General features: G+C 53.2%; 6 protein-coding genes. 1 reads left to right on the forward strand and 5 read right to left on the reverse strand.

Features of this window, described 5'->3' with window-relative positions:
- Positions 1 to 695 precede the first annotated feature (695 nt).
- A complete protein-coding gene (locus tag ACTJKT_RS09905; RefSeq protein WP_440786943.1) occupies positions 696 to 1,739 on the forward strand; it encodes a response regulator in 1,044 nt (347 codons plus the stop codon).
- A 351-nt stretch (positions 1,740 to 2,090) separates the two neighbouring features.
- On the opposite strand, the gene ACTJKT_RS09910 is transcribed toward ACTJKT_RS09905, so the two are convergent.
- From ACTJKT_RS09910 to ACTJKT_RS09930, 5 genes are all read right to left on the reverse strand, one after another.
- Positions 2,091 to 3,251 (reverse strand): RHS repeat-associated core domain-containing protein, encoded by a 1,161-nt coding sequence (locus tag ACTJKT_RS09910; RefSeq protein WP_440786944.1) that lies wholly within the window; start codon positions 3,249 to 3,251, stop codon positions 2,091 to 2,093.
- A gap of 36 nt (positions 3,252 to 3,287) precedes the next feature.
- Positions 3,288 to 7,142: an RHS repeat domain-containing protein gene (locus ACTJKT_RS09915; protein WP_440786945.1), complete on the reverse strand. Its 3,855-nt coding sequence runs from the start codon at positions 7,140 to 7,142 to the stop codon at positions 3,288 to 3,290.
- Between the two features lie 78 nt (positions 7,143 to 7,220).
- Positions 7,221 to 8,327 carry a hypothetical protein gene (locus tag ACTJKT_RS09920; protein WP_440786946.1) on the reverse strand — a complete coding sequence of 369 codons (1,107 nt, stop codon included), beginning with the start codon at positions 8,325 to 8,327 and terminating at the stop codon, positions 7,221 to 7,223.
- Positions 8,328 to 9,077: 750 nt separating this feature from the next.
- Positions 9,078 to 14,900: a S8 family serine peptidase gene (locus tag ACTJKT_RS09925; RefSeq protein WP_440787037.1), complete on the reverse strand. Its 5,823-nt coding sequence runs from the start codon at positions 14,898 to 14,900 to the stop codon at positions 9,078 to 9,080.
- 875 nt (positions 14,901 to 15,775) lie between these two features.
- Complete coding sequence (locus ACTJKT_RS09930) at positions 15,776 to 16,387, reverse strand: hypothetical protein (protein WP_440786947.1); 612 nt, start codon at positions 16,385 to 16,387, stop codon at positions 15,776 to 15,778.
- Between the last annotated feature and the right edge of the window lie 24 nt (positions 16,388 to 16,411).

Genomic DNA, 16,411 nt, shown 5'->3' on the forward strand with positions numbered 1-16,411 from the left:
ATCTCTGCCGTCAACAGAGCCGTATCGGGATGCCGGCTGCACTCATGATCAGGGTGTACTCAAGCGAGCACGCGACTCCATGCCGGCCTGCCTAGCGCTCAGCAATCAGAAGACAGTCAACAGATAATCGACCAACACCCACACCTCGCCACCACCGACGTTGTAGCTGCTGGCACCACTGGAAATCTTCATCAGTTAACCAGGATCCTCGTGCAATCTGCCGACAGTAAGTCCAACTCTCCAATCCAAACAAAAGAGTCGTCGTTAGACGCGTTATCGGCTGTGGTGCAGCCAAGTGTGAATATCCAACCCTCACTAGACTAAGCCAACATCCTCGGTTCGGAGCGCTGGCCCGACACCTTAATATTCAATGCGGGTAAAAATAGATACCAAGAAGTGCTTGATCGAGTACGACATATAGAACCCGGAGCAACTGTATGGGATCGGGCTCCTGTTTTTCATGTCGCGCAATACAGACTCCATGCAAATATCAAATAAACATCGTTAACCACAAACACATAGAGCAAGTCTGTAGGAGGATTCCTACCTACGCTTTGCTAGAGCGGGTCGGAGATATTGAGTACAATGTCAAACTTATTGCTCCAGACAATAACCGTGACGCAACGGATCAACAGGCTAGTCGCTTAATTCTTGGTTACACGCGGAAGCACAAAATTCAATAAAGGAGTGGATAGATGGGCCGAATCATGATTATTGATTCTCATCCAATTATTAGATATGCCATTCGCTCAAGACTTGAAAAACAGGGACACGAGATTGTCGCAGAATCAGGGAGCGGACTGGAGGCCCTTACAGTACATCGAGAACTGCGCCCGGACCTTGTAATCCTGGAACTCAATACCCGAAAAATGGGTGGATTGGATTTGATCCGGAGAATGCGGGTACGCAACGACAGCCTCAAGATATTGGTATTCAGCTCCGAGAATGCGGAGTATTTTGCCGGGCGCTGCCTGCAAGCAGGTGCCTTCGGCTTTGTGAGCAAAGACGATGACCTAGAAGAACTTGATAGAGGTATAAAGGCCGCCCTCTCCGGGCGCAGTTATTTTCCTGTTGGTGCCGGAGGATTACTCGCAGCCAACCCCTCAGAGAATGAGGCTTTACACCAGTTATCCGAACGCGAATTGACCGTATTGCAATATCTGGCACAGGGGCTGAGCAATCAAGGCGTAGCCAACCTGCTGTCCATCAGCTTTAAAACCGTCAGCACGTACAAGACGCGGCTGATGCAAAAGCTCAATGTAACCTCCTTGATTGAAGTGATCGAAATCTACAATCGAAACAGCTTCAATCACGGGGAAAGCAGCACACGAAAACTTCGCCCCGCATTGCACGAAACATTAAACATCGAAAATGAGCTTTATATATCCCACTCCATAGTCACCTCCATGCTCCTGCAGATACATGCATGTGATGCACAAGGACGCTTGATATTTTGCAACCAGGCGTTCTGTGACTTTATTGGCAAGAGTCAGGCCGAAGTATATGGCAAGCAGATCGCCGAGCTAGGTTGGCCTCTATTTGATGAACTAGAAGATTTCAGGAGTCAGTATCTGCTCATGACTCAACAGGCCAAACCTAACAGCGGTAATCTGGTACTGAATATTGCTGGACAACCTATGATCATCCAGTACTGGACTACGCCTACGCATGATCATAAGGGGGATCTATTGGGGATGATCTGTGGGTCATTGAACATGACTGGTCGCGGAAAAATGTAGCACTTCAGGAAAGCCTCTTAACAAAATATAAACTCTTACTTCTATGGACTTCCGGATTCTGCAAACAACTAAACCCCACAAACAGCATTATTCAAAGTCTTATCTGGGACATGACCTACTTCCTGCCCAAGAAAAATCAAGAACGAGTGATGTTTTCTTGCTTTTTCATGTAGAGAATCTAAATGCTTTATCTGCAGCCTGATTAATTTAGATCGGCGGAGTCTTCAGTTGAATATCCGCCAACCCAGACTTACTTATCTTACCTCGTAATTACCCCCAATCTCAACAGATTGACCTCTATTGGAGTGTTTTGGTTTTTTCTCATAATATGCCTTGTATTCCCAGCTATTACTAGGGAATAAATTTCAGGCCAAATTTCAGAAACCCGTGACCAAGACTCTCAGCCGTTACCTTTTTTGAATTGAAGCCTAGAGACTCAATATAATCCTGAACAGGTTCTAAAGAGCTAATATTCGGCCTATAGTGCCCGGAGTGGTTAACCAGATAAATGCTCTTCCCCTGTCGATACATATATCCTGCGCTAATTACTTCAGAGTTCCCAGCGGAAAACGCCAAATAAGGATGCGACATTATTTTCGGATCCATTTTGTCATCAATGCTTCCTACCATTAATGCACCTTCTCGATTAAAAACAAACTTGTGGGCTTTGCTTTTATCCCTAAGCACCCTTAAATCTTGACTAGATTTAATTTGAGTCGTTCTGGCTTTGCCATCCCTTATATTCCCCACAGCAAGATTTTCTTCAACATCAAAGAAATCAGCCTTGGTGTTTCTTAAGGTTTCTCCACTTATTGGATGGTACTCCCCCTCACCTTCGATACTCATATTACTTTCGACTGAACCACTCATGGACTCATTAGAGTCCCTCTTGAGGCTTCGCTGGTGTACCCCGTCCGCGACATTTGCTCCCAACGAGACCATTCCCAGGCCAAAGGAGGCCCAGCCCAATACCTCAGACGCATGAGGATTACTCTCTTCCGTCGCAGCGCTTGCAATACCTGTTGCATCAGCTGCTATACCTGCAGCTCCCGCAATTAATGCAATTCGGCGAGCACTTCGTATTGCTGCCATTACCCCTCCCGCCGCAGCAATAGATGTACCACAGGTAAAGATGGCTGCAACAATGCTCAGTACACCTAAACCAATCCCCACACCCGCTTGCCAGCTCATATGGCCACTAGGATCAGCTCTGTTTATTGGATCACCAGCACAATAAGCATAGGCATTCACTCCACCTGCCCCAAAAGGGCTATAGCTATCTGGACAGTTGAAACGCATCAGAACCGGGTTGTACGCCCTGTAGCCATTCCCCAGATGGGACACACCACTTATCGGATCAGTGCGCTCACCATTAAAACCTGGCAACGGAGCGTCCACCGAATTGAAATTTTTACTGCCGTAAGGTGCATAAGCAATATTTTGCTGCCCGCTACCAGATAGCGCCAACAGCGCGCTATTCATATCGTCAGAACCAATCAATTTAAATGACATTTAACTCACTCCAAACAACAAGATTATTTATAAAAATCACAGCTCATCATCACTGACGCCCAGACAGGTATTGTTCAGTCTGACAAACCGTGATTGTTTACCTTGAGGTACATTGATCTCATTGACCAGAGTGGTTCCACGATAGTAAAGCTGGCGAATGTCGTTGCCAGATAGTCTCTGTGAAATCAGCATATCCAAAGCGTCATAAGCATAAGTCGCGACAATGGAGTCTTGCTCTACAACAGTGTTAAGCCGACCAAGAACATCGTAACTCAAGCTTCTCCCTGCTTCGTCCTTGGTCATTCGGCCATTCTGATCATAAGAGAGGACAATGGGAGCGCTGGAATTTGTACGAGTTAAACTCGATAGTTGCGCGGGATCAATTTCACTGTAGGAAAAACTCACAACATCACTCTCTCCACCAACGATCACGGTGGTGCATTGAGTAATATTGTTCAGCACATCGTATTCAAAGCTTTGCTTTGAAATTATCTGACCATACCCGTCAACTGGAGGCTGAGACCCAGCAACACTGTAAACTACTAGACGACTGCACAAGTCGTACACAAACTGCTCGTCACGCAAAATATTGCCCTCGGAGTCTGTCGCAGTGCGGGTTGCCAGTTGCCCATTCAAGTTATATGACTGAGTAACAGACAGTAAAACCTGAGCCTGCTTGGCAGTAGACAGTGTACGCTTAGTCTCCCGTCCAAAATCATCAAACTCCAGCAGCGTCGTCATGTCTTGGCCTGTCTTAGTATCCGTTGCATCCTGCTTATACATTCGCCCGGCAAAGTCGTATGAGAGACTCACTGATACAGCAGGATCAGAAATACTTTTAGTCCGGCCAAACTTATCAAGCGATATGGTTTGTAAATTCCCAGCAACATCCGTATATGAAAGAAGAGCCCCCTGTAAAGACCAGGTGTAATCCGCTGCCAATGCTGAACCAGATACAGGAGTAAAAACCTCCTGTTCCAAAAAGCCAGATGCCGTGTACGAATAGCTTCGTTTCATACCGCCACTTTCATCTGCCTCAATGAGTTCACCAGTCTTGCCATATGCAAAGTCTTGTTGCACAGCAGCCCCAGTGCTCTTGAGGCTGGCCAGCTGATTCCCTAGTTCTTTAATATAACCATAATTAATGACTATTCCCTGACTGTCCGTAGTCGAGTTCGGGCTCGAGCTGAAATTGTCCTTATTATAAGTTAGTGTCTGTGTGCGACCACCGGAGCTTTGGCTGATCAAGCGTCCCAGACCATCAAATTTTTGAAGACCGAGATCGTAGGTAACAGGATAGGGACTTGCGCTGACATCTACGATCTTCAGACTCGAAACCAGATTACGACTAGTACTCGGATCATACTGAGTCAGAATGTAATTACCATCAGGTAGCGTTTGTTTGACTACCCGACCAAACACATCATAATCCCAGCTGCTAGTCGCCTTGCTGGTTGCAGTCAACTCTATAGTTTGCCTTCTCATTCGACCGAGAGCATCGAAATCGGAGCAGGTAGTTTCTTGAGGCGTATCGCTAGAATCAAAAGCAATATTAGTACTGGAAAACTCCATCACATCGCTGTCGGATACAACTTGGGCTTTGTAGGTTTCCAAAAAATAGCCAAGAACATGAGAGCCATCGACAACCTGGAGTTGGGTCTTGGTCTGCCGAAGGCACGGGTTATAGTCTGTATAGGCTTGCTGCTGCGTAGAATATATGCGGAGCTGTTTCTGGTTCCAATCATCATATTTATTTGTAACAGTGAGCGACGTCTGATTCCCTTCAGATGACTTTAAGCTGTCGCTACTTTCCGTAACTACTACCCGCCCAAATTCATCATAACTTTTCCTCTCAGTTTCATACCATACGTCAACCTGGCCTGAATCAACCCAATTCCGAGCACACACAAGAACCCGACCGAGACCATCAAAGTGAGTTCTCTGCGAGTTCCCTTGCTCATCCGTTCGTGTAGTAACAATGTCTGTGACAATAACACCTTGAGTGACAGGGTCAGTTTCAGTCACCATGGAATACTGGGTTGAAACCACACGCTGATAATTCAAGCTCCCTACATTCGACGTTTTCTCAGTTAGCCGGCCTAAATTATCATAGGCATAATTCGTTACGTTCCCAAGCCTGTCAGTAGTTGAAAACAGCCGACCACTCAAGCAAGACTGAGTACGACCAACGCTATACAAAATACCATCATGCGAGCTATAGGAAGAGCACTGTACAAGAGAGTTACCGCTGCGAGAAAATTCAAAACCAACCGTACTCGTATATGTTTCATCAGGGGCGTTGTAGTGAACAGATGTCAAACGGCTGATCCGTCCAAACTCAGATGACAGAGTACCGGATGTTGAGTCCTTCACGTATTCTGTAGCCCGGCTAGACAGTACCAGGCCGTTACTGCTGTGAATCTCGTTTGTTTGAACATAACACTGCGTGACAATACTACCCACAGGAGGGATCAACCCCAGGTACAGGTCCTCATACTCATACTCAGTTCTATATGCAGACTCATCATTAAATTCGGTTTTGGCAGGGGTAACAGTTTTGCTCTTCAGTAGATTTACAAAACCACTCGAACCTGCCGCATTGTATTCATACTCAGTAAGCGTCGTATCAGGGTCAATTTGAGCCAGGAGATTCCCGTCCGAATCATAAGTTGAAGTTGTCACTTCCGAACGACTTTCGTCACCATTACTCCAAGTGACGGTCTGGGTCATGGGGCATTGATAATAGTTGGGCTGCTGATCAAAAGTAGCGCCAGCAACTGCATAATACTCGGTGTTCGCAAGACGCGAACACTTACCCTGTGAAATCTTCTCCGAGGTCATCAAATGAAAGCTGTTGTATGCACGAACAGTTACCATAGTAGGAACACTCGACTTATCCAGCACCATTTCAGTCGAAGTGTACTCATAGTCACTGAGCACACTGTACAGATTATCAACATCCGGAGTCCAAGAACTTACACCATCAAAACCCAAATAATTCTTTGAGCTATAGGAATAAGTAGTTGTAATTGCCGGCTGCCCCATGCCAGGTCGTTGCGTGTAGTTCGTTACAGCCGGCAACGGCGGCAAGTTGGCTGACGTGGGAAAGGCCATGACATTGGCCGCGTAGGTAACATGTTGCTGATAGCCAGTGGGGGCAGTGATACTGGTGGCTAGTGGTACTTTCTCCGCGCCTATCAGGACCGAGTCATAGTCTATGGACCAAGTTAGACTTGGGGTTTCTGCATTGTTCGTCACATAATAGAGCCGATTGTTCGTCACGGTTAACGTGACTGAATAAGCTTCATCGGAACCAGGCCAGATGGATACGGTGGGTTTGCCGTCATAAGATATCCTGCATAACGTATTTGTTTCATCCTGAACCATGGTCAACTGACAGTAGTTACCGTTCATCTGCCAGGTCAGGAACAAAGAATGCCCCGCTGGCGACAGAATCTGTGTGGGCTTGAAGGTTCTTGGGCTCAACCCCTTATTAGTCAGTACCTCAACCTCTCCCGTTTTATAGACAATATGATATTCAGACGAGGACTGTTTTATGAAAACAAAACTGTTGAGTTTCTTCTGATTGACTGTCACAGAGTCCGGGTACTCTATCGTCTTGTATTGCTCTCCTGTATTCAGGGTGAGCAATTTCCCCTCTTGATCGTAATTAGAGAGCCCTAGCGTACAACCAATGCCGATCCCCTGAACATTGTCAGATGTCATCGGGGCGTACTGTATCGCCAACGGCAAGGAAGGGCCTAGATTGCAGTTCCCTATCAGGGTGCCAAGGGGCATTGAGAATGCGAACTGTCCGGTTCGTGGATCTACATAGGCCTGTGTCGACCCAGTAAAATTTGCAGTTGCCTGACTATAGTAATTAGATGACATAAGCGGACCTACCTTGCTTGTAAGGTTCTGGGCGGCACCCGTCCGCCCAGTACGGGGATAAAAATTAAACTTTGTTAATCAAGCATCGCTCACAGAAATCAAATTACCCCAGCCATCATTATCATTGGAATAGAAGCTGAACTTCCCGGTATTCCCATACTGATCAAAGATACTGATAATGCAATCCGAATGGCAGTCATCATCGGTATCTGCATTTTTATTGTTCGGCTTGTAGGCGATCCGGGCCAATGTAATCGCATTACTTCGATCGTTAATTGGAATATTAAAACCGTTCGAGACGCTCTTAATTGTATGATTCGAGCTGTTGTAGTACCACATCGTTACCATGTGGCTTGTCCCCATGGCCTTTGTAAACAGGTAGGCCTCGTTCATGCAGGCATCACCCTCTGACATTCCACGAATGTAGAACGGTTGAGTAGTGTTCCAGCCACTGAAGTCTTGAATCCGGAAATTCGGGTCCTTAAGGGACAGGTAATAGTTGTCTTGATCAGCCGAACAGAAATCAGCCCAGCTCCCTCCATTCTCCCTGGTGTCGACCCAGATATCCGAATGCGTGGCGGTATCGACCCTCGTAAAATTGGTGTCTTCGGTCGTGTAGTTCTTTGCGTTCAACTCACTAATGTTCAGATATGCAGGGATCGATGGTTGTTCGTATTCATTCGTTGTGTAATATGTTCCATTGATATTGATACCCCCTGCTATATCCGTTGCACTTGTTGGTGTTCCTGCGCCTGGAACCCAATACACGTAATAAGTGACTTGAGCGTATCCATCGTCCTTAAGCTGGAGACGTTTAACCTGTTCAGATGACGCATAGGGTTGATAAGCACGGTTATAGGCGTTCGCTGTATCTGTATACCACCATGAGTTAGTGTTGTAGGCGGCATTTGAATAGTAGTTAAGCTTGCTGACCGGGTTTTTCTCGTAATAGCAGAGGAACGTTGGATTCTTAAGGTCTGCCTCTGTAATGGGCAGATATCCACCATCCTTGCTATAACACCTTACTGTTATTGTCACGCCCACCTGATTTCTGCCATTGCCAAAAATGGCTGCGCTGGAGGATGCGGTGTTGTCGGCGAATTCGATATTCAAGGTTTCAATCCCATCAAATTTGCTCCAGTCTACCGCGCCCACGACCTCTCCCTGATTTGATTGAGTATTCATATTAAGCCCCTGTAGATGATGTATTTTCCAATATGGATGATTACATTAATCTGGATAATCGCTCGCACTGCAATATATTATCCAGAATTAAACACCTGCCTTGATATCGCCCCTGCCGCCGCTATCACTGTATTAACTTTTCACTAAACCCAGTACAAACACAGGGATAGAGACTTCAGAAACTTGGTATTTCCTGCGAACATCAAGAGGCGATATCAGTGTCATCGCGCCCTGCAAACAAATCTATAAGAGTTGTTCCTGACACACTGTAGGAGCATTCCTACTGCTGCCTATGGGCATTCGACAGTTTAGATATCGTTAATCTGAAACTTGATAAGCCAGGGTGCGAACTCGTCTGAAAAGCGGGAAGCGAACTGGTACTCTTGAAATGCATCGGAAGTTGCGCGGAGCACAGCACTCAAACATTGAGTGGGCTGGACTCTATTTGATCTATGCGCCCCATAACGGGACCCACTCCGCTCCGAATCCACATTTCTCAAGCACTGGAGCCTGGAATGGAAAAAAGCGTTGTGCAGGCCAGACACTATGGCTTGCTTCAAGGAGAGCCCCGACCAGGTCCGGTGCCACGTCACCTTGGCCTGAAGGAGCAGACGCCTGCCGGCGACTGAGCGACGGGTGATTGGCAAGACGAGGAGATTGGAGGGATAAGACAGAAACCGCTCCCGAACGAGAGCGGCAAAAGCCCGCGATAAACATCGCGGGCCCTGTTACCGGATCAAACTACCGCGGTCACGTCCAGTTGGCCGCCAGCACAGGTTGCAAGGCCTGTTGCTCGGCAGCGCCGAAGGTCATGGTCGCCGGGGCTGCCGGCGCGAACGCCGCCATGGCCTGGACCAGGTTTTCCACATCGTTGCCCAGCAACCGGTGACGGTCGCCGGTCATGATGTCCCGTGGACGCTCAGGGGTTGCGGCGTACCAGTTGTGCAGCGTGACTTCCTGCTGGCTGCCGATCACCGAGATCTGCAGGTCCGCCCCTTCATGCTGGAACCACAGGCGCTCGGGGCTGATGTCCTGGCCGAACACCAGCTGGCCCATGCTGCCGCTGAACTCGAGGTCGTTGACCCCGTGTCCGACTTCCACGGTCGGCATGCTGCCGCTGACCACGACCTTGTTGTTGCCATCCCCCAGCTTCACCGTGGCGAAGGAGCCGCTGTCAGTGATGCTGTTGTTGCCATGACCGACCGTGAGCTTGTTGATGTCGCCGGCAATCACATTGTTGCCATTGCCCAGGGTGATCTCGGCCCGGCGGCCCGTCACGTTGACCTTGTTGTCACCGTTACCGGCCACCAGCTTGGCGCCTGTAGCCTCGACGTTGATGGTCTTGCTCTCGTCGCCCAGGCTGACATTGGCGAAGAAGCCCTTGACCGTCATGGTGTTGGGATCGCTGGCCACGGGCGCGGGATCGACCGTCGGCAACGGGCTCAGCGTGAGCGGGTCGCGCGACGAGCTCGTTACCGGCTCCACGGTGGTCGGTGTCGGGCGCGTACGGATTCTGTCGCGGATCGACGCGAACGAGAAATCATCGGTGTCGGTCACCGCTGGCAGCGGATCGTCGAACTTCAGCCGCGGGTCCGACGCCACCGGGATATCCGGCACGGTAACCCGTGGACGACTCGGAATATCCAGGTCGCGGTGAGCGATATCGACCACCGGGATATCAGGGATCACGATCGGTCGCGGGCTCGGCACATCCACCGGGGTACGCCCCGCCAGATCACGGCCGACCGGGCCGATATCCGGCACCTTCGACGGCTCCAGCGAACCGATGCCGCGCTCGGCGAGAATCTGCTCGATGGTCTTGTGCTCGGGAATCGTCGTCGGTCCCTGGTTGCCGCCACGCTCGGCCAGGATCTGGTCGAGGGTCTTGTGCTCCGGCACCTTAGGGTTCAGGTCGATACCGCGTTCGGCAAGGATCTGATCGATCGTCTTGTGTTCCGGCAGACTGATGTCCGGGAACGTGACCGTAGGTCGCAACACCGGGTCGACCACTGGAACGCTGATGGTCGGGTGCAGATCGACCGGCGGCAGCGGCGACACCACCGATGGCTTGTCCACGCCAGGACGCTCGACAATCGGCGTCAGCGTACCCGGCACAGTCACCGTCGGCTGCTCGGTTACCGCAGGCACCGGGCCAACGCTCGGCACCACCTCCGGCGCATGCTCGGCGAAGATGAAGTCCGAAGCACTGACCTGTGCCACATCCAGCGCATCCAGGTACACCAGGTTGACGTTCGAGGCAGCGCCCTGGGCGCCGTTACGTGTCACGTACACCCCATGAATCTGCGTCAGGCCGTTGAGGGTGGCGCGATTCTTGTGCTCGATGGTCAGCTGGCTGAAATCGGTCACTCCGGTCTGGCGCAGGTCGATCTTGTCGATCCCATGACGGAAGCCACGCAAGGCGTTGTTGTAGTCCTTGACGCCCGACTGGGCCGCCACCACGAACACATCCGAGGTCGCGCTGTCATGGCTGTAGATAGTGCCGCTCAACGAAGCGACCATCTTGCCCTGGGCATCGCTGCTGTACATCACGCCCTTAGCGCCGCCGTTGAGCAGCACGGTGCCCAGGCCTTCCTGCGGCTGGACCGCCGAGGCGTCGCTGTTGACGTAGGCCGTCGGGGCGACAAAGGTGTCCTGGAACTTGAAGTTGGCCGCGCCGATCCCGGCCAGCAGCTGGTTCTTCAGGACGATGCTCTGGCCCTTGGTCAGGTCGATCTTGACGTCCGCACCTTGCTGGCTGAGCACCAGGTCGGTGAACTTCTTCCCGGCAAAGCCCACCAGGTCGATGATCTCGCCACGGGCAGCCTCGAAGTTGCTGATGACATCGCTGCCGCCCTCACGGCGGTGGACCACGAAGAAGTCCTTGCCCGCGCCACCGCTCAGGCTGTTGTTGCCACGCCCGCCGTCGAGCAAGGCATCGGCCTTGCCAGCCACCAGCACATCGTTGCCGTCGCCGGTGACGATGTTCTGAATGCTCGCCGGATTTTTCACCGTCAACGCCGCGCCGCCGATGCTGGCGACACCGGTCAACAGGTTGACCGAGGTGTCCCCCGAAACGGCTGCCGCGTTGAGGGTATTGCGCCCGCCCGCGACACCATTGACCGCATCGTCCAGGACCGCGCGGTTGGCATGCCCGACCACCGACTTGAGGTATTCGTCGGTGTAGAAATAGGTGTCGTCCGGGGTGCTCTTGCTGCCGTACAAACGCAGCGACCAGGCATTGAGCGTGACCGGCTGGCCGGAAGCCGCATCGCTCACCTGCAGGGTCCAGTTGCCCGCCGAGCGCTCGCCGAAGTCATGGGTCGTCATGAAAGTGTATTTGAACGCTCCCGACTGCGTGCTGCCGACATCGCTGGCACTCGCGCCGGGCATGCCGTCCGGCACCTTGCCCTGGCGGTTGAGCAGGACGCTCTGGGTGCCGTCGGGCGAGATCAGCTTGAGCGTCAGGTCGCCAAGGCGGCCCACCTGGGCATCGAAGTCGATCTCGACGTGTTCCACATTGAGGCCGGCGTTCATGGCGATCGACGAGCTCAGCGTGCCCCCCGCCGCCAGGCTCTTGCCCAGGGCGCCGCTGGAGGCGCTGTAGACATACTCGTTGGCCCCGGTGCTCTGGGTCATCCAGGCTTCGGACAGGCGCACCGCGGCCCGCGCGTCGACTTCACCGAAACCGTAGTCGTTGCTGGTGTGCATACCGCCGCCGTTCCAACCGTGGGCGGCGTTGTCGCTCCACTGGGTGGACGGGTCGTTGATCTTGCGCGCGGACAGCGCGAGGATCTGCTGCACGTCGCGGTAGCCCAGGTTCGGGTTGGCCTCGAGCATCAGCGCCACGATACCGGAGACGATCGGCGCGGCGAAGCTGGTGCCCTGCATGCTGGTGTAGTCGTTGCCGAAGGTCGAGCCACGATCGGTTTCCAGCATATGGCTGGTGGACACCACGTTGCTGCCCGGCGCCGACACCAGCAGGCTGGCCCCCGGGTTGGAGAACGGCGAGGAGCCGATCTGCAGGGTCGACAAGTCGCCCTGGGCATTGATCGCGCCGACTTCCACCGAGAAGCGGTTGTTGTTGGTCAGGGATCCCTGGGCATTGCCGCCGGTTGCGCGGCTGTTGCCGCCGGCCGCGACAATGATCGTACCCAGGCCACCGCGGCCGTTACTCGCGGCGTACTGGGCATTCATGCTCAGCGCCGTGGCGGTGTTGACGAAGCCGTCCTGGAAACTGCTGAGGGCGAAATCGTTGGTGAAGCCCCAGCTGTTGTTGGCAATGTCGAAGCTAACCATATGCCCCAGCCCGGCCAGGTCGGCGCCGCTGTTGGCCAGGTAGTAGCCGCCCAGCGTCGCGCCGTAGGCCACCCCTACCCCGCCCGAGCCATTCTTGGCGGCGACCATCACGCCCGCCACCATGGTGGCGTGGTTGGACACCAGGCCCGGCAAGCTGCCGTTGCTCTGTTGGGTTTGCAGCCAGGCCTTATCGACGTTGGCGGCCAGGTCCGGGTGGGCGATATCGAAGATCTCGGGCGCGGTGGCGAACTGGCCGCCCGGCTCGAACTGGCCGATACGCACGCCCTTGCCGGTGTAGTCCTTCCAGACCGGCAGCACGTTGGTGTCGCTCAGGTACCACTCCTGGGCCGCCAATGGGTCCAGCGGCACTTCCGGGGTCAGCAAGGTCACCCCGGCGCGCATCGGCGCGGTCTGCCCGCTGCTCAGGTCCACCACCGAGGCCGACAGGTTGCCGGCGGCATCGACCACGCCGTACTTGAAGCTGAGCAGACCGGTGTAGCGCGCATCCGGGGTAAAGAGCACGTCGCCCTGGGCGGTGAGGCTGACGGTGCCGCCGACCGCGTCGCCGACATTGGCGATGCGCAGCGCGCCCTGGCTGTTGAGGTGTTGATCGTTGGCCAGCAGGCTTTGCGCGGAAATCAGGTGGGCCTGGGTCCGGTTGAAGGCCTTGCCGTCCTTGTCGAGGGTCAGCACATCGGCCACGGGCATGGCGTTGGGGGTTTGCAGGTCGACTGCTGAGATATCCGAGAAATTCAGCTTCTGGATATTTTTCAGGGTCACAGTGCCGTCGCGCCCGCTCACCTTGTCGGCCACTTCATAGCCGCTGGCGGTGCGGGTGATGCGGTAGTCGCCATGGTTGCCGTGCAGCGTCACCAGGTTGATCCCGCCGTCGCCGTCGATGGTCGCGTTGCCGTGGCCGACTTCGATCACGTCATTGCCGGCACCACCGAAAATCCGGTCGGCGCCGCCACCGGCGTGAATGATGCTGCCGCCTTCGGCGGCGTAAATCACGTCGCCCTGGGGCCCGGCGTAGATCACCGCCTTGCCGCTGCCGCCGATGATGGTGTTGTGGCCGCTGCCGCCGACCAGCACGTCGCTGCCCGCCCCGCCCACCAGGGTCGAATTGCCGGAGCCGCCCTTGATGAAGGCGCTGCCGTTGCCGCCGCTGATCAGGGTGTCGTCGCCACTGCCGCCCTGGGCAATGGTCAGGCCGGCCTGGGCCATGTTCAGCACCACGCCTTTGTCGCCGACGATGATCGCCGTGTCATGACCGCCATTGCCGTGGATGTTCTTGGTGTCGTCCGAGGCGCTGATCACGAAGACATCATCGCCCTTGCCGCCGACATAGGTGTTGCTGCCACCGCCACCCACCAGCCAGCCACCGGCCGGCGCGGCAATCAGCGTGTCGTTGCCGCTGCCGCCATACAGGTTGCCCACGCCCAGCTGCGCCGCGTCCAGGGTTTCGCCGGTGGTGCTCTGGCTGGCATAGGCGGTGGTGGTGATGCCATTGGTGGTCGAGGTCACCTTGGTACCCGCGCCCTGGGCACTCAGGGTGTTGCTGACCGGGTCACCGAGGAAATCCACTGCCAGCGCTTCCTGGCTCTTGCCATTGATGGTGAACGAACCGGTGGCGAGCACCCGGTTGCCGTCACGCACTTCGGTTTGAGTGGACGCCGCCGCCCGCACGTTGATCTGGGTGATGCCCAGTTCGGCCAGGGTCTTGAGTTCGCCGGCATCGACTTTCGCGTCATGGGTGCCGTCGACCCAGACCCGCAGCTTGCTCCAGATCGGATCGCGCTGGTCGATCACCCCATCCTTGTTCGCGTCCTCGCTGGCCAGCGCGGCGAAACCGTCCTTGAATTTCGTCTCGCCCGCCGCACCGTTCACCCCGGCCTTGCCGCCGTAGTACTCGGAGAACATCTGGCTGACGTCCTTGATCTGGCCGCTGCCATCGTCGATCACCAGCATGCCGGTGCTGCGATCGGCCCAGCCACTGCGCTTGAGCGTGCCGCTGTGGTCGGTGTCGAACAGCACGCCGTCACGGATATCGGTCATGTGCACGCCGTTGCCGGTCAGGTCCAGCAACAGCGGGTCAACGTAGGTGTTGAAGGTGGTCATGGCCGACAGGCCGTTCAGCGTTACCGCGTTACGCAGGCTGAAATCCGGCTTGTCCGGGCTGGACGGCTGGTAGAACTGGGTCAGGTAGGTATTGGGGCGAGCATTGGGATCAAGCTGCATTTCGCCCGGGCGAATGCCACCCGAGGCCAGGCTGGCCATCTGGGTCGAGGTGAAATCGGTTTTGCTGAGAATGCCGCCGACGGCAAAGATGCTGTTGGTCGCCGAGTTTTGAATGAAGCCGTTGGCGACGTCCTGCTGGGCTTTGCTTTCGCCCTGGATGTGTTGTTGGGGTTGCGGGGATGGGTTGATGTCGATGTTGATCAGGTCTTTACGGGGGACAACTTGCGCCGCGTCATCTTTCTCATACAGTTTATAGCGGTTATTCGCCACAAATGTATTTAACTCTCGCCACAACTTCCACGCTGGACTGCGATCAAGTACAGAATCTCGGTTTAATACTCGTTCCAATCCCGCCATATTTGAAATCATGGAACTTATGATATTTTGCATAAACTCCATGTTCGTTTCGTGGGGCATCTGTATGAAGTCCCGCCCCATGCCCGCGGGAGCTGGAAGTATGTCAGCCAAGGCGCCGGGCCATTGCCATGCCTGTAACTGCAACCCTGTCGTCATACCGTCCGACTCTAAATCCCCGATAATATCGGCCGTAGATACTCCCTTCCCATTCACTATATTTTTTATTGTCTCCGAAGCCAGTCTGTCCGAAGCAACTTGAAACGCGGCATCATCTAACGGGCGCCCGGTCTTGGCAACCGAATACTGTATCGACCCACGAACAAGATCATTAAGGAAATTGCCTCTATCGTTTGAATTGATAGCCTTGGCTGTCGCGAGCCAGTTAGTAACGGCCTGTAAATCAGCCGCATTCGCTGAGTTCCCAGCTTTTGCGGTTTCAGCCGCGAGAATACCATGCATATAGTCATACGCTGCTGGATAATCTTTTTTATCCGAAAGCCGCTGCAGCTCTTTTATTTGATCATCACTAAATACTACCAACGCCATGGACCACTTCCTTATTCAGCTACTATCTTACGCAAAACATCAAGAGCGAAATCATCCATTGCCTTGACATCTGCAAACTCTTTTGGGTACTGATAAAAAACCAAAAACTCCGACTTGTACAACCTGCTTGCCCGAATGGTAGCTAGATAGTCAGAAGCATAAACAGGAACACCATCTTCTCCATTGAATTTTCTTTCCTTATAATCATTAAGTTCATATATCTCCATTCCATCCCTAACTGCAATCGGCTTTTTTCCTGCCAAATGCCTATCTGCATCAAACTCACCTGAGGAAATGCGCTCCATGTAAAAATAGATAGAAAAGCCTTCCTTGGCACCCGCACGAACAACCTTCAAGCTCGGATAACCAATATAAAATCTAATACCAGCGCCACCATGATAAATAATTAATTTGCACTCATCGGCTGGGACATAAAATCGAAACCTCACGCCTGGCCGCTTTTCGTTTGAAAACTCACACCCTGAAAAGCCGTGCTCATTCGACGACGAATAAAGCGTCATATATGGATTGTCTTTCGGCTTTGAAACCAAGAAAAACAGCAATAATAAAGAAAATATTGCGCCCCCCAGCCAATACAGATATTTCCTTGATTTAGTAATCATCAATTGACCTCAATAGCATATAAA

Source organism: Pseudomonas sp. 22526 (assembly GCF_052044735.1).
GTDB lineage: Bacteria > Pseudomonadota > Gammaproteobacteria > Pseudomonadales > Pseudomonadaceae > Aquipseudomonas > Aquipseudomonas piscium.